Origin of the sequence: Pseudomonas eutrophicaquae (genome assembly GCF_023544715.1) — a bacterium.
Classification (GTDB): Bacteria; Pseudomonadota; Gammaproteobacteria; order Pseudomonadales; family Pseudomonadaceae; genus Geopseudomonas.
Genome location: NZ_JAMJEZ010000010.1, coordinates 26409 through 46929, shown reverse-complemented (window position 1 = coordinate 46929; position 20521 = coordinate 26409). Strand labels below are relative to the sequence as shown.

Here is a 20521-nt window from a genome sequence, read left to right as displayed (position 1 = left end):
TCAGCGCTCCTCCAGTCGCCGCCGGGCCACGCCCCGCAGCAGACGCCAGATCAGGAAGCTGCCAAGCAGCACCACCAGCACCGCTACCCCGGCCAGCCACAACGGCTGCGCGGCGAGGTGGAACCACAGCAGCCACCACCAGGGCAGCTCACCGACGTAATAGGGCTCACCGACCGTCTGGCTGACCACCCCGCTGCTGCGGATCAGCGCCAGCGAACCACGGATCTCAGCGCGCCGGGCCGGGTCGGCCAGCGCCTCCTGCAGCAAATGGTGCTCGGCGTCACTGTCCGCCAGCAGGGCCACCAGGCTGTGCTGCGGGTAAAGCGGCGACTGCAGCCCGACCACCGCGGCCAGCGGCGCCGCGGCGCTCAGGGTCACTGCGGTACTAGCCACCGTCTGCGGCTCACTGAGTGGCGTGCGCGGCGGAGCACCGGCCAGCAGGTGATCGGCCAGGCCCTTTTGCAGCGGCAGCACACCCGCCGCCTGCAGGGCCGCCGGCCACTGCCCGAGGATCAGCAGATCCGCCGGTTCAGCACTGGCCACCGCCCAGTCGTCGAACAGCTGCACGGCAAACGCCGGATAACCGATCCGCGCACCCAGATGACCGAACACTTCCAGCAAACTGGTCAGCGACGCCTCGCCCTGCTCGGCCGGCACCAGCATGCGGGTAGCGCTCAGATCGGCCATGCGACTGAACGGGTAGGCACTGCCGGCAAATGCGGCCAGATCGGGCATCGCCATGTAATGGTGGTAGCCGGAGAGATCAATGCTGGAATCCTCATCGATCGCGCCATAGACACTGGCCGGCAAGACCGTCTGGCAGCGATCCTGCTGGCTGCTGCCGACGCTGGCGGCAAAGCTGAACTCAAAGCTCAGGCGGTTGCTGGCACCGACCTTGAGCGAGGGGATCGACAGGCGCTCGTTCTCCCCGCTGCCCTGGCGGTCGCTCAGCCCCAGACGCAGCTCATCCAGCGCCCCGCGCTGCTCGCGGCTGCGCAGCGGCAGGCTGTCGATGAACTGCTCATTGATCCGCACGGTCAGCCGCGACTCGTCACCGCGCTCATTGGCGGTGAAGCGGTACCGGGTGCTCAGCGGAATGCCCTGATTGCGCCAGACGAACAGATCCGGCGGCAGGGTGATGTCCAGCGTAACTGGCGGTGGTAGCAGGCCGCTGACCTGCAGCTGCTGCGGGTAATCGATCAGCTCGCCCAGGCGCACCGGACGATCGACCGGCGCCCAGTTCGGCGCATCATACGGCCGGCGAACCGGCAGCGCCGGCAGCTCGCCCACCTCGACCCGTGCGCCGCGCAGCAGCGGCGTGCCCAGCGCCAGCGCCGTGACCGCGCGCTGCAGATCCGCACTGTCGCGCCCGCGGATCAGCAGCAGGCTGGCATAGGGACTCTCCGGGTGCGCCACCCGCTCGATCACCGGCCCGCTCACATCCGGGAAGCGCTGGCGATCGGCCAGCAGGGCCGGACGACGCGCATTGGTGGCAAACACCACCGCATGCTGGGGCGGCCGGTCCAACGCGACCTCCGGCAGGCGATCCAGCAGCACCGGAAAGCGCGCGCCGCGCCAGTCGCTCAGGCTGCCGAAGTAGGAGGCGAGGATCGCCGCCGCCTGCCGCTCGGCCAGCGGCACGTCGGCGGCGAACAGCATCGGCAGCTCCAGCGCGCGGTTGTCACGCGCATCAAAGAGCGGCGCCGGGAAATGCGCCAGATCCTGCGTGGCCGGCAGCGCCTGCTCGATCAGCTGCAGGGTGCTGCCCTGCCCGATACTCAGCCAGAGCGCCGAGTTGGCCGGATCTTCGCAAATTTCCCGGTAATGCCCGACAAACTCCACGCGCAGGCGATTGAAGTCACCGAACAGCCGCGCATCCAGCGCCACCTGGCGGCGCAGCGGCTGCCCGAGCGCCAGCGGCTCCTCGCCGACCGCCGGCAGCACGCCCATCAGGCGGTCATTGAGGTAGACGCGCAGGTGCGACAGCGCCGCCAGCAGGGCCGGTGAGGGATGGTATTCGAGGTTCAGGGTCGCGGCGGTCACCACCCGGTCACGGCGCAGCGGCAGCTCCAGCTGCACGCTGTTGCGGATGCCCAGCAGCAGTACATCGCCGGCGCGGCCCATGTCGGCCAGGCTGTATTCGCGGCTCCAGATCGGGGCCGGCGGCGGCTCCAGCACCGCCGGAGCCGGCACAACCGTCCCCTCAGGCAGCGGAATGGCCAGCACCGCTGGCAGGCTGCCCAGCAACAGACCGATGGCGGCCATCCAGGGCATGAAAATTCGCATCATCGCTCGGTCACCGCTCGCGAAGGGGTCGAAGGAAGCGGACGGGGCAGCAGACTGCCCAGCCCGCGAAACAGCGCTTGCACACCACGATACAGCGCGCGCAGCGGCGCCGGCAGGTGCTCCATCAGACGCAGATAGCCCTGAATGCCCAGCGCCAGCACCTCGAAGAGGCTGCGCAGTGGTCGCTCCGCCGCATGCTCCTCGCCCCAGTTCAGCCAGGCATCGGCGCGGGCAAAGGTGCATTGCACCAGATCGATCTGCTGCTGCAGGTCCAGCTCGGCAAAATTCAGCCCCAGGTGCTGCGCGGTACAGCGGCTGACCTGCGCCGGGAAGGCGAACTCGCGATTGCCGCGGCGCAGCAGCAGCCAGACCGCACTGCCGGTGGCCAGCGAGCGTGCCTCGGTCAGCGCCAGCCCGGCGCCGCCACTGGAATAGTCCACCAGCCGGGCCTGCAGCAGATGGCCATCGGGCAGACGCAGCGCCGCCGGCAAGTCGGTGGCGACCCGGTGGTTCTGCCGCACCTGGCGCACTTCCGCAGCCACCGCCAGGGCGCCGCCGATGATCAAGAGGTTATAAAACACCCACAGCAGGCTGATCAGCACCGTGCCGGCCTCCTCGACCGGCCCGTAACGCAGACGCCAGACAGCAAAGCCCAGCCCCAGCACATTCAGGGCCGCCAGGAGCAGGTAGGGCCGGGCGATGCGCCAGTCGAACTGATCATCCTCCATCAGCCCGCCCTTGGCGGTGACATTGAACTTGCCCTTGCCGGGGTCGATTAGCGCCATGGTGGTCGGCCAGGTGATGTACCAGGCCAGCACCGTTTCGTAGACCTCGCCCCAGAAACTGTGGCGAAACGCGCCCTGCATCCGCGAGTTGGCGAGGCTGGCATGGGCCATGTGCGGCAGCACATGGATCAGGATCATCAGCGGGGGCGCGTAGATGATGTAGGCATGCAGCAGCAGGAAGGCCAGCGGCGCGGTGAGGAAGATCAGCCGCGGCAGGCCGGCGAGAAAGCTCAGCATGGCGTTGGCATAGCAGATGCGCTGGAAGAAGCTCAGTCCGCGCCCGAGGAACGGGTTGTCGGTACGGAAGATCTGCACCATGCCGCGCGCCCAGCGGATGCGCTGGCCGATGTGCGCCGACAGGCTCTCGGTGGCCAGCCCCGCGGCCAGCGGGATGCGCAGGTAGGCGGAGTTCCAGCCCTGACGGTGCAGGCGCAGCGCGGTGTGGGCGTCCTCGGTGACCGTCTCCACGGCGAAGCCGCCGATCGAGTCGATGGCGGCGCGGCGCAGCACCGCGCAGGAGCCGCAGAAGAACGCTGCGTTCCACAGGTCGTTACCCTCCTGCACCAGGCCGTAGAACAGCTCGCCCTCGTTGGGCCGGCGGCGGAAGGTGCCAAGGTTGCGCTCGAAGGGGTCGGGGGAGAAGAAGTGGTGCGGGGTCTGCACCAGTGCCAGCTTCGGGTCCCTGAGGAACCAGCCGACGGTGAACTGCAGGAAGGCGCGCACCGGCACATGGTCGCAGTCGAAGATCGCCACCAGTTCGCCGTCGATCTGCGTCAGCGCGTGATTGAGGTTGCCGGCCTTGGCGTGCCTGTTGTCCGGGCGGATCAGATAATCGATGCCGACCTCAGCAGCGAAGGCGCGGAAGGTCTCGCGCCGCCCATCATCGAGCAGATGGATGCGCAGCTTGTCGGCCGGCCAGTCGAGGCCCAGCGCCGCATACACGGTGTTGCGCACCACGCTCAGGTCTTCGTTATAGGTGGGGATCAGCAGATCGACGGTCGGCCACTGCGCCCGATCGGCCGGCAGCGGCGCTGGTTTGCGGCCCAGCGGCCAGCTGGTCTGCAGGTAGCCGAGCATCAGCACCAGCCAGGCATAGGTCTCGGCGGCCAGCAGGATCAGCCCGCAGGTCAAATCCAGCGGCGTCTCCCAGTTCAGTGTGGCGGTGTAGCGCCACCACAGGTAGCGGCAGGAGGCCACCACCGACAGCAGGATCAGCAGCAGCACGGCAAAACGCCCCGGCTGACGGCGGATCAGCAGGGCCAACGCCCAGAGCAGGCCCACAAACAGCAGCTGGGCCTGCACGCCGAAGGGCGTGGTGATGCACAGCCAGGCCAGCAGCGCCGTGAGGCTACCCAGACTAACCAGCAGCAACTGACGCACGCGCTGGGGCAGGCGGGCGATCGCCCGCTCGGCCCGCTGCCAGGGCATAGCACGGCGCAGGGGCCGCTCCGCCGACTCCGCGGCAACCTCTTCGGTCCAGCGGCGCAGCAGGATCCGCCGCGGCGCACCCTGCTCGCGCACCAGCAGCAGCCAGAGCAGCTGCAAGGCATGGCGCACGCTGTGGTGCGCGCGCAGTTCAGGCTCGGCGGCAAACCGCTGGCGATAGCGCGCCAGCAGCGCCTGCCAGGCGGGGGCCTCCAGACGCAGCAGCAGCGCCGCCAGCAACCCCAGTACGGCCCCCAGTAGCGCAACCGGCACCGAGGCGCCCTGCTGCTGACGCAGGGTGCGGTAATACCAGGGGAAGCGGCCCGGCAGACGCAAACTCATGCCGGCACCTCTGGCGTTGCCGCGTGGCGCGCGCGGGCGGCACGGGCCAGGCACCAGGTAGCTAGGCCGTGCAGATCCTCGGCGAACAGGCTGTTCGGGGCGTGGATACCGGGCAGCTGCTGGTTGGCCAGCGCTTCGCGCACCGCCTCATCTTCATGCAGGCACTGCGGCACCAGACAGGCCTGCAGGCTCGATTGCCAGAGCCGCCAGAGATCCTGCGCCAGGCGCCGGGTGGGATCAAAACGATTGACCAGCAGCCACTGCTCGGCCGGCAGCCCCTCCTGCAGGCGCAGATGGCAGGCAGGATCGGCCTCGATGACCCGCAGGTACAGATCTGCCCTCAGGCTGCCGACATGCGCGGGCCAGTGCTGGGGCAGATCGCACAGCACCCAGTCGATATTGGGCTGCAGGCTACGAAGACGCGCGGTCCAGAGATCGCCGCGCCCCGCCAGCGACTGCTCCAGCTGCAGGCGCGCCAAAGGCTCCAGCGTGCCGTAAGGCAGCAGATACACCTGGGGCTGGATGTGCCAGGCGCAGGCATGCCAGTCGCCGCCGGCCTGCTCGGCATTCGCCCAGCCCTCCAGCGGACCGGCCGGCAGGGCCGCGTAGTGACGCAGCAACCCGGCGGGGTCCAGCTCAAGGATCAGCACCCGCTGCCCCAGCGCCTGCAATGCCACCGCCAGACCTGCAACCAGCGCACTGACCCCGACACCACCACGCAGCCCCTGCAGCGCCAGCAGGCAGGGCCCGGTTCCCGGCGAGCGGCTGGGTGGCGTCTTTGCCGTGGGCAGCGCCATCGGCAGCCACGGCCAGCGCTGCGGCAGCTGGGCCAGCACGCGCTGGGCAGCCAGGTCGAGGTAAGGCAGTTCGCTCAGGCCCAGCGCCCGGCGCACGCCGTCCAGATCATCAGCGGCCATCCTGTCCCCCGGCATCGAGGGGCACAGGATAGCGCCGCCAGGCACCGCCCTCGCGCACCCGCAGGTAATCGATCCCGGCCGGTGCGACCACCACCCCGCCCTCGCTTTCCGCCACCCACTCGCTGACCGGCAGATCACGCACCAGCGCGGCGGGCGAGAGGGCGCTCTGCCCCGCCGGGATACCGGCCAGCAGACGGGCGATGATCTCCGCCACCGCCAGATAGCTGCTCGGCGTACTGACCCGCTGCGGCGCTGTCTCGTCCAGCGGCAGGTTGATCAGGCGCAGGCCGACCGGTACATGGGTAATCGAGCGCGAGGGGTACTCGCGCAGACCGGCAATCTGCAGCGCATCGCCACGCAGCGCCGCACCATGCTCGGGCACCAGCACCACCACCACCGGCCGGCCGCTGCGCTCCAGAGCCGTGAGAAACGCCTGCAAATCATCCATCAAACGGGTCGCCCGCTCGGCATAGGTGGCTGAGCGCGTCCCGCCATCCACTTCAATCACGCGATTGCCGTCGTGCAGGGTGATGGTGTTGTAGAACAGCGCCGCGGGCGCCGGATCTTGTGCGCTACGCTGCTGCCACCAGCGCTCCAGCACCTCGCCATCGCTCCAGATCGGCGTGCCATCAAAGGCCACCCAGGCGCGGCGCAGCCCCTCGCTGGACTGCGCCGCCGGCAGGTTGCCATGGGCACGCAGCATGTCGCCAAAGCCCTCGAAACGCCCGTTGTGATTGAGCGCCAGGTGCTTGCTAAAGCCGAGCTGGGCCAGGTTGTCGAACAGCTGGCACTGCGCATCGGCAGCCTGGTACAGCTGGCTATGCGCCGGCTGGCCGCAGCTGGCGCGCAGCAGCCGGATCGCGGCCGGGCCGCTGTAGGAAGTGGCCGAGTTGAACTGCTCGAACAGGATATCCATGTCCTGCAGCAGAGGGTGCTGCACAAGGCCAACCTGGCGCAGATCGCTCCAGGCCAGCGAGCAGATATTGAGCACCAGCAGATCAAAGGGCGGTGTGCCGCTTGCCGCCGGGAAGCTGACCCGGCGCTGCGCCTCACGGGCGTGGAACTCGACCAGCCACTGATCAAGATCGGCCTCGGCCGGGGCGGCTGTGCTGCCCGCAGCTGGCGTTGAGGCGGCCTGCACGGTCTCACTCTGCAGCAACGGCCAAAAGGCTGGCAGCGGCACCTGCAGCAGCGCCAGCCAGAGCAGGCCACCCAGCGACAGGCTGCTCAGCCGCAGCCAGGGCGACAGCAGGTAGTAGGCGAGCAGACACAGGGCCACCGCCCCCGCCTCACGCACGCTAAAGAACCGCCCCGCCAGTTCCAGCAGGTACTCGGGGGAGAAATCCAGCAGCCCCGAAAGCGCGGTCAGCCGCTCCACCGGCGGCAACGGGCTTTCCTGGTACAGCAGCGCCAGCGCCGCCGGCACGGCCAGCAGCAGGCGCAGGCGGGCCAGCCAGAGCCCCAGCGGCAGCAGCAGGACGGCGGCCAGCAGCAGGTTGGGCAGCACCTGCAGCGACAGGCTGCCCTGCCAGGCGAGCAGCAGCTTGGCGAGAAAATACAGGTTCCAGTGCCCTAGCCCCGACCAGTGGCCGGTTGTACCCGGCGCGATCATGCCCGGCCTCCCCGACGCCGCTGGCGCGGGTAGAAACGCAGGTGGCGTGAGGGCCATACGCGCGCCAGCAGCGCCCACAGGCCGCGCAGCAGGGCTGGAAGCAGTAACCCGGCCAGCAGGCCCAGCGCCGCGCCACTGAGCAGCAGGTACAGCGCCTGGGTGTGACTCATGTCCTGTCCTCCCCGCCGTGCAATGTCACCCGCATCGGCGCGGGCCGTAGTGCCTGAGCCAGTGCCTGAGCAGACGCAGGCGCTGGGTGCGGGGCCAGTACCTGGGGCAGCGGCTGGGCATCACGGCGGATCGTGCGACTGTCTTCCAGCAAGGCATGCGCCACAAACAACTCCCGCCAGGCCAGGCGAAAGATATTGTCCAGCGCACTTTCAAGCATGCCGGGGCGGCAGGCAAACAGGAACAGATAAACAGACCCATCCGCCACACAGGCCAGATCGCCATAGCGGCGCAAACGGCACTGGCCGATGAGCTGGGCCGGCTCCAGCCCCGGTACCGGCTGCAGACGCACCAGCAGGTGGCTGACCTCGGCCAGCCGCGCCTGCTCCAGCAAGTGATCCACGGTGCGGCAGAAGTCCTCGACCGCCAGCAGACCGCGCACGCTGGGCGGTTGCAGCTGCCGCAAAGCCTGCGCGAAATCATCCGGCAAGGTGCGATTCCACACCTGGCCCTGCAGGCTGTCGAGCAGGGTCAGAAAGCGCGCCAGCACGGTGCCGCACGGCACGATCAGCGATGCCCCGCAGCTCAGCAGCAGCTGTTCATCCAGATAGCGCAGGCACGGTGACAACTCGCGCACCACAATCTTCAGCGCATGACCGCGCAGGCGACGCAATTGATAGAGCTGCTCGGCCAGGGTGGCGACGGCGTCGTTGCTGTCGATGGCCAGGATCACACTGGCGGCGCTGGACTGCTGCGCAACCGCCAGTAGCTCCGCCGGCTCATCGAACAGCTGCCAGTGCTCGGAGAGCGGCGGCGCCCCCTCCAGCACCGCGCGCAGTGCCAGACAGCGCTGCAGATCCTCGGCGGCAGGATCAGCCGGCAGGACCGACTCAGCGCGGGCACACAGCTGCCCCTGCTCCTCACCCAAAGCCACCTCATTGCGGGCATGCACGCCACCTGAATGGCGCCAGAAGTGCAGCAGGTACTGCAGACTGCCGCGCGCCCGGTACAGCTGCACCAGCCCGTCCAGGTCCGCACTGCAGGCCAGCAGACGGCCACTCAAACGGTGCGCGGCGCCATAGCCCAGTACCAGCAAGGTGCAGTCACGGGCCTGCAACCAGCTGCGGGTTTCACGGCACCAGCGCTGCAGGGAAGCGTCATGGAAGGCATCGAATGCCTCGGTCGGGATCACCAGCACCAGCAGTTGCCCATGCGGCCGGCCACGCCGCTGCAGATCGCGCGTCAGGGCCTGCAGGGCCGCGCGCAGATCACGTCCGATGATCTGCACCGGCCAGACTTCAGCGGGGCCGGCGTCAGTCGGCAGGCGCTCCAGCAGGCGCTCTGGGTGCGCCGCTGTATCCAGCAAGATCACCCGCTGCGCGTGGCCAAGCCCGGCCAGCACCTGGCTGCACAGCTGCACCGCCGTGTCGCGCTGCTCAGCATTCAGCCAGTAGAGGCCGCCTTGCTGCAGCTGCTGCCATTCATCGCGCAAACTAGGGATCGTCAGGGGAAAACCGCTCAAACGCCCGACTCCTTGTCGTGACAGGATCTGATCCATCACTGGCTGTATTGTTGTAGGAGTGACCACGCCGCATACCCTGCATGGTTGGTGCAGGATGCGTGCTGAAAATAGCATTTGCCACGCAGCGCCTGTGCGCCCTTCGAGATCCAGGCGGCAGAAGGCCGGCGCCCAAGGGCCCACAAGGCCATCAAAAAGACGGCACGCAAAGCATTTTAGGCTGCCGCATTTAATCAGAAAGCCATATTTATGTCGCAAAAAGCAGACGAGCTCGGCAGCGTCCTTTGACCCGGCCTGCGCATGGCGCTGCCGGCGGCACCGGCAAAACTGCTAATCTGCCGCCCCCTGCCGCCTGCGTGCGGCTTCACTGTGCAGTTGCAGGAAGTTTCATGGACAGCATCAACGCCCGCATCGCCGAGGAACTCGGCGTCCGCCCGCAACAGGTCGCCGCCGCTGTGGCGCTGCTCGACGAGGGCTCGACCGTGCCCTTCATCGCCCGCTACCGCAAGGAAGTCACCGGCAGTCTCGACGACACCCAGCTGCGCACCCTCGAAGAGCGCCTGCGCTACCTGCGCGAGCTGGAGGAGCGGCGCAGCGCGATCCTCTCCAGCATCGAGGAGCAGGGCAAGCTGACCCCGGAACTGGCCCGCGAGATCAAGCTGGCCGACACCAAGACGCGCCTGGAAGACCTCTACCTGCCCTACAAGCAGAAGCGCCGCACCAAGGGCCAGATCGCCCTGGAAGCCGGCCTCGGCGAGCTGGCCGATGCGCTGTTCGCCGATCCGCAGCTCGATCCCGAAACGGCAGCGGCGCGCTTTGTCGATGAAGGCAAAGGTTTTGCTGATGTAAAGGCGGTGCTTGATGGCGCCAAGTACATCCTCATGGAGCGCTTCGCCGAGGACGCCAGCCTGCTCGAGCGGCTGCGCGGCTTCCTCAAGGACAACGCCACCCTCAGCGCGCGCCTGGTGCCGGGCAAGGAGCAGGAAGGCGCCAAGTTCAGCGATTACTTCGAGCACGACGAACCGCTCAAGGGCGTGCCGTCGCACCGTGCCCTGGCGATCTTCCGCGGCCGCAACGAGGGCGTGCTGAGCGCCAGCCTGAAGGTCGGTGAGGAGCTGCCGGGCAGCGCCCATCCCTGCGAGGGGATGATCGCCGAGCGCTTCGGCATCGAGCAGCGTGGCCGCGCCGCCGACAAATGGCTGACCGAGGTGGTGCGCTGGACCTGGAAGGTCAAGCTCTACACCCACCTGGAAACCGACCTGCTCGGCGAGCTGCGCGAGGCGGCCGAGAGCGAGGCGATCAACGTGTTCGCCCGCAACCTGCACGACCTGCTGCTGGCCGCCCCGGCCGGCCCGCGCAGCGTGCTGGCGCTGGATCCGGGTCTTCGTACCGGCTGCAAGGTGGCGGTGGTCGATGCCACCGGCAAGCTGCTCGACACCGCCACCGTCTACCCACATGCGCCGCGCAACGACTGGGACGGCACCCTGGCCGTGCTCGCCCGCCTGTGCGCCAGGCATCAGGTCGAGCTGATCGCCATCGGCAACGGCACCGCCAGCCGCGAGACCGACAAGCTGGCAGCCGACCTGATCCGCCAGCTGCCGGCACTCAAGCTGACCAAGATCATAGTCAGCGAGGCCGGCGCCTCGGTGTACTCGGCCTCCGAGCTGGCTGCCCGCGAATTCCCCGAGCTGGACGTGTCGCTACGCGGCGCGGTGTCGATCGCCCGCCGTCTGCAGGACCCGCTGGCCGAGCTGGTGAAGATCGAGCCCAAGGCGATCGGCGTCGGCCAGTACCAGCACGACGTCTCCCAGCTCAAGCTGGCGCGCTCGCTGGACGCGGTGGTCGAGGACTGCGTGAACGCGGTCGGCGTGGATGTGAACACTGCCTCCGCCGCCCTGCTGGCGCGCATCTCCGGCCTCAACGCCACCCTGGCCAGCAACATCGTGCAGTTCCGCGACGCCAACGGCGCGTTCAAGTCGCGCAGCGAACTGAAGAAGGTGCCGCGCTTGGGCGAGAAGACCTTCGAGCTGGCGGCGGGCTTTTTGCGGGTGATGAACGGCGATAACCCGCTGGACGCCTCGGCGGTGCACCCGGAGACCTACCCGCTGGTCACGCGCATCGCGGCAGACACGGGCCGCGACATCCGCTCGCTGATCGGCGACTCGGCGTTCCTCAAGCGCCTGGACCCGGCCAAGTTCACCGACGAGCGCTTTGGTCTGCCGACCGTCAGCGACATCCTCAAGGAACTGGACAAACCCGGCCGCGACCCGCGCCCGGAGTTCAAGACCGCCGCCTTCCAGGACGGCGTCGAGAGCCTCAAGGACCTGCAGCCGGGCATGGTGCTGGAGGGCGTGGTGACCAACGTGACCAACTTCGGCGCCTTCGTCGACATCGGCGTGCATCAGGACGGTCTGGTACATATCAGCGCGCTGTCGGAGAAGTTCGTCAAGGACCCATATGAAGTGGTCAAGGCCGGTGACATCGTCAAGGTCAAGGTCATGGAAGTGGACATCCCGCGAAGCCGAGTCGGCCTGTCGATGCGTATGAGCGACACTCCCGGCGAGAAGGTTGACGGGCCACGAGGCGGTCAGCGCGGTGCTGGCAAGGGCGGCAATGCGCCGCGCAGCGAGCGCCACTCCAGCCAAGACAAGCCGGCGCCGGCCAACGCGGCGATGGCTGCACTGTTTGCCAATGCCAAGTCGCTCAAGAAGCGCTGAAGCCCCTGTGTTCGGAGAATCCTCGCCATGAGCGCTATTGATCCTCGCAGCCTCACCACCAGCGCCTTCAGCGACCTGCTCGGCTGTGAACTGCTGCGGGTCGAGCAGGGCGAGGCCGAGGTGCGCCTGCACCTGCGGCCCGAACTGCGCAACCGCGCCGGCATGCTGCATGGCGGGGTGATCTTCAGTCTGGTGGATGTGGCGATGGGCTTTGCCTGCTCCAGCGCCCACGGCTTTGACCGCCAGAGCGTCACCCTGGAGTGCAAGATCAACTACCTGCGCGCCATCGGTGAAGGGGCGGTGCTGTGCCTGGCGCGGGTGGTGCATCACGGCAGCCGCACGCTGGTGGTGGAGGCGGAAGTGCGGCAGGGCGAGGTGCTGGCAGCCCGTGCCCAGGGCACCTTCATGCAACTCTGAACGGCGCGGTGGCGCGTCATGAGTCTGGCTCGCGGCCGCTCGCGCTGGGCGGCCGGCTCTTGAGACTGACGCGATTCGCCCCCATAGTGCGGAAAATTTGCCAACAGGAATCCGACTTTTGAGCGACCTACTGTCCCGCCGCCTGGCCCTGCTGGAAGGCGCCCAAGCGCGTGAACTGCTGCGCCACTGCCGGCATGGCCTGGAAAAGGAAAGCCTGCGCGTCGACGCCCAAGGGCATCTGGCCTTGACCGCGCACCCGCCGGCGCTGGGCTCGACCCTGACCCACGCGCAGATCACCACCGACTACTCCGAAGCGCTGCTGGAGTTCATCACCGACGCCCACGAGGATCCCCAACAGACCCTTGATGAGCTGGATGCCATCCACCGCTTTGCCTGCGCGCAGTTGGGCGAGGAGCAGCTGTGGATGCACTCGATGCCCTGCACGCTGCCCGAGGAGGCAGAGATTCCGATTGCCGAATACGGCACCAGCCACAGCGGGCGTCTCAAGCATGTCTACCGTCAGGGACTGGCGGTGCGTTACGGCAAGGCCATGCAGTGCATTGCCGGCATTCACTACAACTTCTCGCTGCCCGAGGGGCTGTGGCCGCTGCTGCAGGCAGATAGCGCAGACACGCGCCCGGCCGCGGACTGGCAGTCGGCCGGCTACATCGCGCTGACCCGCAACTTCCGCCGCTACAGCTGGCTGCTGATGTACCTGTTCGGCGCCTCGCCGGCGCTGGACGCGGGTTTTCTCAAGGACCGCGAACACGACCTTGAGCGTCTGGATGCCGACACCTTCTATCTGCCCTGGGCCACCAGCCTGCGGATGAGCGACCTGGGTTACCAGAACAACGCCCAGGCCAGTCTCAAGCCCTGCTACAACAGCCTGGACAGTTACCTCGCCAGCCTGCGCCGGGCGGTCTCGACCCCCTACCCGCCCTATCAGGCCCTCGGCACCCATGATGCGGAGGGGCAGTGGCGGCAGCTCAACACCAACGTGCTGCAGATCGAAAACGAGTACTACTCGAGCATCCGTCCCAAGCGCGTCACCCGCCCCGGCGAGCGGCCGATTCAGGCGCTCGCGGCGCGCGGCGTGCAGTATGTCGAGGTGCGTTGCCTGGACATCGACCCATTCCTGCCGCTGGGCATTGATGTGGTGGCTGCGCGCTTCCTCGATGCCTTCCTGCTGTTCTGCGCCCTGGAAGACAGCCCGGCGCTGGACGGTGCCGAATGCAGCGAATGCACCACCAACTTCGCCCTGACCGTCAAGGCAGGGCGCAAGCCGGGGCTGCAGTTGAGCCGCGCCGGCCAGCCGGTCACGCTCACCGACTGGGGGCTGGAACTGCTGGCGCGCATCGAAGCCTGCGCCACCGCGCTGGACGCCGCCCACGGCACGAGTGATCTGCACCGCCAAGCGCTGGCCAGCCAGCGTGCCAAGCTCGAAGACGTCCGCCTGACCCCGTCAGCGCGGGTGCTGCAGAGCCTGCGCGAGGAGCAGCTGAGCTTCCACGCCTTCGCCCTTCGCCAGTCCGAGCGCCACGCCGAATGGTTCCGCAGCCGGCCGCTGGGAGCCGCCGAACAAGCGGCCTTCGAGCAGGCCGCGCGCGATTCACTCGCCGCCCAGGCCGCGCTTGAAGCCGCGCAGGAAGGCAGCTTCGACGAGTACGTCGCGCGCTACATGGCGGCCATCACCCCCGCCTGAGCCCTTACAGCGCCTTCTCGAATACCTTCGACTGGCGCTGGAAGTTGTACAGCGAGGCACGGGCCGGCGGCAGGCGCTCGACGCCGCAGGCCTTGAAGCCGCGCTCCTGGAACCAGTGCGCGGTGCGGGTGGTGAGCACGAACAGAGTCTTGAGACCCGTGGCGCGGGCACGCTGCTCGATGCGCTCCAGCAGCTCATCACCGCGCCCGCCCTGGCGGTACTCGGGATTGACCGCCAGACACGCCAGCTCGCCCCAGTCGGAATCCGGCACCGGATACAGCGCGGCACAGGCGATGATCAACCCGTCGCGCTCGACGATGCTGAACTGGCCGATCTCCCGCTCCAGCACCTCGCGGGAGCGGCGCACCAGAATGCCCTGCTCCTCCAGCGGGCGAATCAGCTCGAGCAGCCCACCCACATCATTGATGTTTGCCTCGCGCAGCTGCTCGAACTGCTCCTGGGCGACCAGGGTGCCGGCGCCGTCGCGGGTGAACAGCTCGTTGAGCAGCGCGCCGTCCTCGGCATAGCTGACGATATGGCTGCGGCGCACGCCACCCCGACAGGCCTGCGCCGCGGCATCCAGCAGCTCGCCCTGATAGTCACTGCCAAGGCGCTGCACATGCGGGCCGGCCTGCTGGGCACGCAGCTCGCGGATCAGGCTGCCATCAGCTTCCAGCACGCCGCGCTCGGCGCCGAACAGGATCAGCTTCTCGGCGGCCAGCTCGATGGCGGTGCTCATCGCCACGTCCTCGCAGGCGAGGTTGAAGATCTCGCCGGTCGGGGAATAACCGAGCGATGAGAGCAGCACGATGCGCCGCTCATCCAGGAGCCGCTCGATGCCCTTGCGGTCGATGCGCCGCACCTCACCGGTGTGCTGATAATCCACCCCCTCGACCACGCCGATCGGCCGGGCGGTGACCAGATTGCCCCCGGCCACCCGCAGCCGGGCGCCCTGCATCGGCGAGGCGGCCATGTCCATCGACAGCCGCGCCTCGATGCCCAGCCGCAGCCCGCCGACCGCCTCGACCACGCACTCCAGGGTCGGCCCATCGGTGACCCGCAAGCCGCGGTGGTAATGGGCCTGCAGACCACGAGCGGTCAGGCGCGCCTCAATCTGCGGCCGCGAGCCGTGCACCAGCACCAGACGCACGCCGAGGCTGTGCAGCAGCACCAGATCGTGGACGATGTTGGCGAAGTTGGGATGCTCGACCCCCTCCCCCGGCAGCATGACCACAAAGGTCCGCTCGCGGTGGGCGTTGATGTAGGGCGTGGCATGGCGAAGCCAGTTGACGTAATCGTGCATGGGCAATCCTAGGCAAGCGGTTGGGCGTCGAGGCAATAGTGGCCGATCAGGCCGCGCAAAAGCGCAATGGTCGGGGTGAGGCGTGCCAGATCCAGGTACTCATCCGGCTGATGGGCGCAGGCGATGTCGCCCGGGCCGAGCACCAGCGTCTCGCAGCCAAGCTGCTGCAGATAAGGCGCCTCAGTGCCAAAGGCCACCGCCTCGGCGGTATGGCCGGTAAGGCGCTCGGCCAGGCGCACCAGCTCGCTGTCCGCTGCCTGCTCGAAGGGCGGCACGCCGGGGAAGATCGGCCCGTAGTCGATGCGCACGCCGCGCTGCTCGGCCAAGGGCTGCAGTTTGCCGCGAATCGCCGCGCGCAGCTCCTCGGGGTCCATGCCGGGCAGCGGGCGCAGGTCGAACTCCAGCGCGCACTGGCCGCAGATGCGATTGGGGTTGTCGCCACCGTGGATGCAGCCAAGGTTCAGGGTCGGCTGCGGCACGTTGAATAGCGGGTTGTGATAGGCCTGCTGCCACTCACGGCGCAGCGCCAGCAGCTCGCCCATCGCCGCGTGCATGGCCTCCAGCGCGCTGCGCCCAAGCGTCGGGTTCGAGGAGTGGCCGCTCTGGCCCTGGATGTCGATGCGCTCCATCATCACGCCCTTATGCAGTCGGATCGGCCTGAGCCCGGTCGGCTCGCCGATCACCGCGGCGCGGCCCAGCGGACGCCCCGCCTCGGCCAGCGCACGGGCGCCGCTCATCGAGCTTTCTTCATCGCAGGTGGCGAGGATCAGGAGCGGCTGGCGGAATGGCTGATCAAGCAGCGGGCGCACCGCTTCGATGATCAGCGGAAAGAAGCCCTTCATATCGCACACGCCAAGGCCATACCAGCGATCATCCGCCTCGCGCAGGGTCAGCGGATCGCTGCGCCACAGCGCTGCATCAAAGGGCACGGTATCGCTGTGTCCGGCCAGCACCAGCCCGCCGGGGCCGCTGCCATAGGTGGCCAGCAGGTTGGCCTTGCCGGGGGCGATGTCCTGGATTTCACAGGCGAAGCCGAGATCGCCGAGCCAGCTGGCCAGACGCTCGATCAGCGCCCGGTTGGGCATGTCCAGCGCCGGCTGGGTACAGCTCACCGACGGCAGGGCAATCAGCTCGGCAAACTGCTGTTTGAGGGAGGGGATGGGCATGACGGTACTCCACAAGAGAGGCCGTCATCATAGGACGCGGCGCCTGGCGGCGAAACCGCCGGCACCGCCAGCGGCACGCTCCGCCTGCCACAAGGGCAATGACGAAGCGCACCGGCCGGCCATGCCCGGCGCGGATCAGGCGAAGATCAGCTTGAGGATGGCGAAGAAGATGATCGCGAGGATCGCGCCGGCCGGCAGGGTGATCAGCCAGGACATGAAGATCTTACCCACTACGCCAAGGTTCAGCGCGCCGATACCGCGCGCAATGCCGATACCCAGTACCGCACCCACCAGCGTGTGGGTGGTGGAGACCGGCAGGCCGATGGCCGAAGCACCAACCACGGTGGTCGCAGTAGCCAGCTCGGCGGCAAAGCCGCGGCTTGGGGTCAGCTCGGTGATTTCCTTGCCGATGGTGGCGATCACCTTGTAGCCGTAGGTGGCCAGACCGATGACGATGCCCACCGCACCCAGCAGCAGCACCCAGCCCGGCAGGGCCGCCTTCGCACCGACTGCTTCGCCACCAGACTGGATCACCCCGACGATGGCCGCCAGCGGGCCGACCGCGTTGGCCACGTCGTTGGAGCCATGAGCAAAGGCCATCGAGCAGGCAGTGAAGATCATCAGCACCGCAAAGACTTTCTCCACGCTGGCGTAGTGGAAGGTCTTGTCGGCCTCGGCGTCGATCTGGATGCGGCTGAGCAGCGCGATCCCCAGCAGCATGACCAGCAGGCCGATGCCTACCGCCAGCAGCAACCCCTCACCGTTGGAGAGGTGCAGGCCGACGTGCTTGAGGCCCTTGGTCACGGTCATCACGGCGACCATGAAGCCGGTGAGGAACATGTACAACGGCACGAAACGCTTGGCGTTGCGGAACGGATCATCAGTGTCGATGATCAGCTTTTGCACGCTCATGAACACGCCAAAGGCGACGATGCCCGACAGCAGCGGCGAGACCACCCAGCTGGCGACAATCGGGCCGATGCCCGACCAGTGCACGGCATCCACCGAGACACCGACCGCCGCAAAGCCGATCACCGCGCCGACGATGGTGTGGGTGGTGGACACCGGCCAGCCGCGGCTGGTGGCAATCAGCAGCCAGGTGCCGGCTGCCAGCAGGGCGGACATCATGCCCAGCACCATCAGCTCCGGCGGAATCACTGCCGCATCGACGATACCGCTCTTGATGGTCTCGGTGACCTGACCGCCGGCCAGGTAGGCACCGCAGAACTCGAAGACCATGGCGATGATGATCGCCTGCTTGATGGTCAGCGCACGCGAGCCGACCGAGGTGCCCATGGCGTTAGCCACGTCATTGGCACCGACGCCCCAGGCCATGAAGAAGCCGAACAGACAGGCCAGCACCAGAAGTACGAAGCCGTAATCCGCGATAAGAGACATAAGAAGTTTCTCGTTGGTCCCAGAAAGAATGCCGGCGCTCAGCGCGCCAGCAGTTGCTCCAGACGGTTACCAACGCGCTCAGCGCGGTTGGCGACGTCACCGATCCATTCGATGATCTTGTACAGGAAGATCACATCGACCGGCGGCAGCTCTTTCTCGAGCTTGAACAGCGCACGACGCACCTCGACCTGCAGACGGTCGGTGTCGTGCTCGATGACTTCCAGCTCCTCGACCATGGTCTCCACCAGGGTCGCCTCGCGGCCGGCAAAGCCGGTTTCCAGCAGCTCATCCAGCTCGTTCATGGCCTTGAGGGCCTGGGCGCTGGCATCCACGGTGCGCTGCACATAGGCAAGCATCAGCGGCTGCAGGGGGGCGGGGATGGTCATCTGCCGGCCCAGCATCAGCCCGGCGATGTCCTTGGCACGATTGGCAACTTTGTCCTGTACACTCAGCAGCTCCAGCAGGTCGGAGCGCGGAACCGGCAGAAACAGGCTCTTGGGCAGGTGAATGCGTACGCTCTTCTTGAGCTTGTCGGCTTCCTGCTCCAGACGCGCCATCGTCTGCTGGATCTGCTCCACCTGCACCCAGTCCTCGGCAATCACGGCCTGGAAGAACGGCAGGAGGCTCGCAGCACATTCGTGCGCCTTGGCAATGTGCTGTTGCATCGGCCCGATCGGCGAACGGCCGAACAGGCTGACAAAGGGATTGATCGGCATGGGGTAAAACCCGTTGGGAAGGGACTCCAATTATAGGTCTGCCGCCGATGGCCTCGCCAGCACGCATTCGCGGCAACGCACGACTCGCATTTCCCAGACCCAGGGGGCCCACTTCACCATGGTCAAAGAAACCGAAATCAAGCTGCGCGTCAGTCGCGCCACGCTCGACGCCCTGCGTGTCCACCCGCTGCTGCAGGCGCGCAATACCAGTGGCTGGCAGCCGCGCGAGCTGTTCAATCAGTATTACGACACCCCTGCCCGCGAACTGGCCGCCGCCCGCGTGGCGCTGCGCCTGCGCCGTGATGGCAGCCAATATATCCAGACCTTAAAGACTCGCGGCCAGAGCGTGGCTGGGCTGTCCGAGCGCAACGAGTGGGACTGGTACCTCAGCGGCGACCAGCTCGACACCGCCCTGCTCGATGCCCAGTGCTGGCCAGAAAGCCTGGCCACGCTGGACAAGACCCGGCTGCAACCGATGTTCAGCACCGACTTCCACCGCGAGCGCGCCGATATCGTCTGGTCGGCCGAGGAGCGCCGGGTCGCCATCGAGGCGGCGCTGGATCTGGGCGAGGTACGCGCGGGCGAGCAGTGTGAGGCGATCTGCGAGCTGGAGCTGGAGCTGCGCGAGGGCCAGCCGGAGGATCTGCTGACACTGGCGATCGCGCTGGCCGAGGCGCTGCCGCTAATGCCCTGCGATATCAGTAAGGCCGAGCGCGGTTATCGCCTGCTGGACCCGACCAGCTACAGCACCCGCGCCGCCGAGCCGGCGCTGGACGCAGCGCAGCCGCTGGACGATGCCTTTGCCGCCCTCGCCTGGCACCTGCTTGGCACCAGCCAGCGGCTGGCCGAGCAGTACCGCTTCAGCGGGCACTGGAAGCTGCTGGAGCAGTGGCTGCAGCAACTGATCGACCTGCGCGCACTGCTCGGCTCACTGGGCCAGGCCGCGCCACGCGCCAGCTCCCGCCAGCTGCGTGAGGATCTGGATGCTCTGCTGAATGACTGGCGTCCCCGCCTGCAGACCGGCCAGCAAGACGGCGCCGCGCGTCAGCAGGCAGCCGAGCAGTTTGCCCAGGAGCTGGAAAATACCCGCTGGGGCCTGTTCTCGCTGCGCGCCTCGCTCTGGCTGCTGCAGCGCGCCTGGACCGCGGCGCGCAATCCGCGTGGCCAGCGCGCGGGCCAGGCCGCTGTCGGGCGCTGGTTGACGCGCCTTCTGGGTGAGGAAATCGCCGACCTGCCGCTGGAGCGTTACCAGCGCCAGCCGGGCGATCTGCCGGAGCAGCTGCCGCGCCTGGAGCGCATGCTGGCCTGGCTGCGCCTGGCACGCTCGATGCTGGAGCAGGTCGAGGCCGATCGTCTGTATGGCGAGTTGCACAAGCTCTACACCCTGAGCAGCCGCCCGGCCGATGAGGCGGTGCTCGCCGAGCGCGCCGAGCAGACACAGGTGGTGTGGATGCTGCCGGGCTGGAAAGCCCTCAAGCTGCGCTAAGCGCCCTACCCCGCGCCACACGGCTGGCCCGGCACTCGGGCACGCCTAGCGCGGGGCGGATGCTCACGCCCGGCCTCCCCGATCGCCGGCTCAGGCGGAGGCCAGGGCAGCCATCACCGCCTGCACCCCGGCATGGGCGCACTGCTCGTCCTGCTCGGCGCTGGCACCGGATACGCCAATCGCGCCGACCACCTGACCACTGGTCCGCACCGGCTCGCCCCCACCAAACAGCACCATGCGCGGACGATGCGCCAGACCGTCACGCACGCTGGCAGGCGCCTCGGCCAGCTGCGCCTCCCAGCGCCCGGTGGACAGGCCGAAGCTGGCCGCGGTGTAGGCCTTGTCAAGCGCGATATCGCGGCTCAGCGCCGGCGCACCATCCATATGCGCCAAATGAATCAGCTGACCGGCAGCATCGACGATCGACACGCTGATCTGCACCTGCAGGCAGGCCGCCTCCTCCAGCACCGCCGACAGGGCAATGCGGGCCAGCTCAAGAGACAGGGTGGCTTGTTGACGCAACATGAAAGGCTCCTTGGCAGCGTGTGAGGCAGTATGCTGC

Annotated in this window: 15 protein-coding genes; 4 read left to right on the top strand and 11 right to left on the bottom strand. The window is 67.8% G+C overall.

What is annotated here, in order from left to right; translation table 11 throughout:
- Genes bcsB through bcsE form a run of 6 tightly spaced genes read right to left on the bottom strand, consistent with a single transcriptional unit; the run spans position 1 to position 9057 of the window.
- A complete protein-coding gene (gene bcsB, locus MXC11_RS06615) occupies positions 1-2289 on the bottom strand; it encodes a cellulose biosynthesis cyclic di-GMP-binding regulatory protein BcsB (protein ID WP_250006812.1) in 2289 nt (762 codons plus the stop codon).
- Positions 2286-4838 (bottom strand): UDP-forming cellulose synthase catalytic subunit, encoded by a 2553-nt coding sequence (bcsA, locus tag MXC11_RS06610; RefSeq protein WP_250006810.1) that lies wholly within the window; start codon positions 4836-4838, stop codon positions 2286-2288. The genes bcsB and bcsA overlap by 4 nt, the downstream gene beginning before the upstream one ends.
- A complete protein-coding gene (gene bcsQ / locus MXC11_RS06605; protein WP_250006808.1) occupies positions 4835-5755 on the bottom strand; it encodes a cellulose biosynthesis protein BcsQ in 921 nt (306 codons plus the stop codon). The genes bcsA and bcsQ overlap by 4 nt, the downstream gene beginning before the upstream one ends.
- Positions 5745-7367: a cellulose biosynthesis protein BcsG gene (bcsG, locus tag MXC11_RS06600; RefSeq protein ID WP_250006806.1), complete on the bottom strand. Its 1623-nt coding sequence runs from the start codon at positions 7365-7367 to the stop codon at positions 5745-5747. Before bcsG ends, bcsQ begins: the two co-directional genes overlap by 11 nt.
- On the bottom strand, positions 7364-7537 hold the full coding sequence (locus MXC11_RS06595; protein ID WP_250006804.1) for a hypothetical protein: 174 nt from the start codon (positions 7535-7537) through the stop codon (positions 7364-7366). Before MXC11_RS06595 ends, bcsG begins: the two co-directional genes overlap by 4 nt.
- Complete coding sequence (gene bcsE, locus MXC11_RS06590) at positions 7534-9057, bottom strand: cellulose biosynthesis protein BcsE (protein WP_250006802.1); 1524 nt, start codon at positions 9055-9057, stop codon at positions 7534-7536. Before bcsE ends, MXC11_RS06595 begins: the two co-directional genes overlap by 4 nt.
- Positions 9058-9443: 386 nt before the next feature.
- Here bcsE and MXC11_RS06585 point away from each other — a divergent pair, with 386 nt between their 5' ends.
- From MXC11_RS06585 to gshA, 3 genes are all read left to right on the top strand, one after another.
- On the top strand, positions 9444-11771 hold the full coding sequence (locus MXC11_RS06585) for a Tex family protein (protein WP_250006800.1): 2328 nt from the start codon (positions 9444-9446) through the stop codon (positions 11769-11771).
- 27 nt (positions 11772-11798) lie between these two features.
- Complete coding sequence (locus tag MXC11_RS06580) at positions 11799-12188, top strand: PaaI family thioesterase (RefSeq protein WP_250006798.1); 390 nt, start codon at positions 11799-11801, stop codon at positions 12186-12188.
- Positions 12189-12306: 118 nt separating this feature from the next.
- The gene (gene gshA / locus MXC11_RS06575; RefSeq protein ID WP_250006796.1) at positions 12307-13890 is read left to right on the top strand and encodes a glutamate--cysteine ligase; all 1584 of its coding nucleotides are present in this window, start codon (positions 12307-12309) and stop codon (positions 13888-13890) included.
- 4 nt (positions 13891-13894) lie between these two features.
- Here the strand turns inward: gshA and argA are convergent, their stop codons facing one another.
- The 4 genes from argA to MXC11_RS06555 all read right to left on the bottom strand — a co-directional run bounded on the left by argA (position 13895) and on the right by MXC11_RS06555 (position 18473).
- Complete coding sequence (argA, locus tag MXC11_RS06570) at positions 13895-15193, bottom strand: amino-acid N-acetyltransferase (RefSeq protein WP_250006794.1); 1299 nt, start codon at positions 15191-15193, stop codon at positions 13895-13897.
- Positions 15194-15201: 8 nt separating this feature from the next.
- Positions 15202-16359, bottom strand: a complete 1158-nt coding sequence (argE, locus tag MXC11_RS06565) for an acetylornithine deacetylase (protein ID WP_250006792.1) — start codon at positions 16357-16359, stop codon at positions 15202-15204.
- A gap of 135 nt (positions 16360-16494) precedes the next feature.
- Positions 16495-17757, bottom strand: coding sequence for an inorganic phosphate transporter (locus MXC11_RS06560; RefSeq protein WP_250006790.1), 1263 nt, complete (start codon positions 17755-17757; stop codon positions 16495-16497).
- A gap of 38 nt (positions 17758-17795) precedes the next feature.
- Complete coding sequence (locus MXC11_RS06555) at positions 17796-18473, bottom strand: TIGR00153 family protein (RefSeq protein WP_250006788.1); 678 nt, start codon at positions 18471-18473, stop codon at positions 17796-17798.
- 118 nt (positions 18474-18591) lie between these two features.
- Here MXC11_RS06555 and MXC11_RS06550 point away from each other — a divergent pair, with 118 nt between their 5' ends.
- Entirely contained in the window at positions 18592-19959 is a 1368-nt protein-coding gene (locus MXC11_RS06550; protein WP_250006786.1) for a CYTH domain-containing protein, read from the top strand.
- A gap of 90 nt (positions 19960-20049) precedes the next feature.
- On the opposite strand, the gene MXC11_RS06545 is transcribed toward MXC11_RS06550, so the two are convergent.
- Positions 20050-20484, bottom strand: a complete 435-nt coding sequence (locus tag MXC11_RS06545) for a GlcG/HbpS family heme-binding protein (RefSeq protein ID WP_250006783.1) — start codon at positions 20482-20484, stop codon at positions 20050-20052.
- Positions 20485-20521 lie beyond the last annotated feature (37 nt).

Coding starts and splice junctions, on each gene's coding strand:
- bcsB (WP_250006812.1), bottom strand. CDS start 2,289: ATGATGCGAATTTTCATGCCCTGGATGGCCGCCATCGGTCTGTTGCTG.
- bcsA (WP_250006810.1), bottom strand. CDS start 4,838: ATGAGTTTGCGTCTGCCGGGCCGCTTCCCCTGGTATTACCGCACCCTG.
- bcsQ (WP_250006808.1), bottom strand. CDS start 5,755: ATGGCCGCTGATGATCTGGACGGCGTGCGCCGGGCGCTGGGCCTGAGC.
- bcsG (WP_250006806.1), bottom strand. CDS start 7,367: ATGATCGCGCCGGGTACAACCGGCCACTGGTCGGGGCTAGGGCACTGG.
- MXC11_RS06595 (WP_250006804.1), bottom strand. CDS start 7,537: ATGAGTCACACCCAGGCGCTGTACCTGCTGCTCAGTGGCGCGGCGCTG.
- MXC11_RS06585 (WP_250006800.1), top strand. CDS start 9,444: ATGGACAGCATCAACGCCCGCATCGCCGAGGAACTCGGCGTCCGCCCG.
- MXC11_RS06580 (WP_250006798.1), top strand. CDS start 11,799: ATGAGCGCTATTGATCCTCGCAGCCTCACCACCAGCGCCTTCAGCGAC.
- argA (WP_250006794.1), bottom strand. CDS start 15,193: ATGCACGATTACGTCAACTGGCTTCGCCATGCCACGCCCTACATCAAC.
- argE (WP_250006792.1), bottom strand. CDS start 16,359: ATGCCCATCCCCTCCCTCAAACAGCAGTTTGCCGAGCTGATTGCCCTG.
- MXC11_RS06560 (WP_250006790.1), bottom strand. CDS start 17,757: ATGTCTCTTATCGCGGATTACGGCTTCGTACTTCTGGTGCTGGCCTGT.
- MXC11_RS06555 (WP_250006788.1), bottom strand. CDS start 18,473: ATGCCGATCAATCCCTTTGTCAGCCTGTTCGGCCGTTCGCCGATCGGG.
- MXC11_RS06550 (WP_250006786.1), top strand. CDS start 18,592: ATGGTCAAAGAAACCGAAATCAAGCTGCGCGTCAGTCGCGCCACGCTC.
- MXC11_RS06545 (WP_250006783.1), bottom strand. CDS start 20,484: ATGTTGCGTCAACAAGCCACCCTGTCTCTTGAGCTGGCCCGCATTGCC.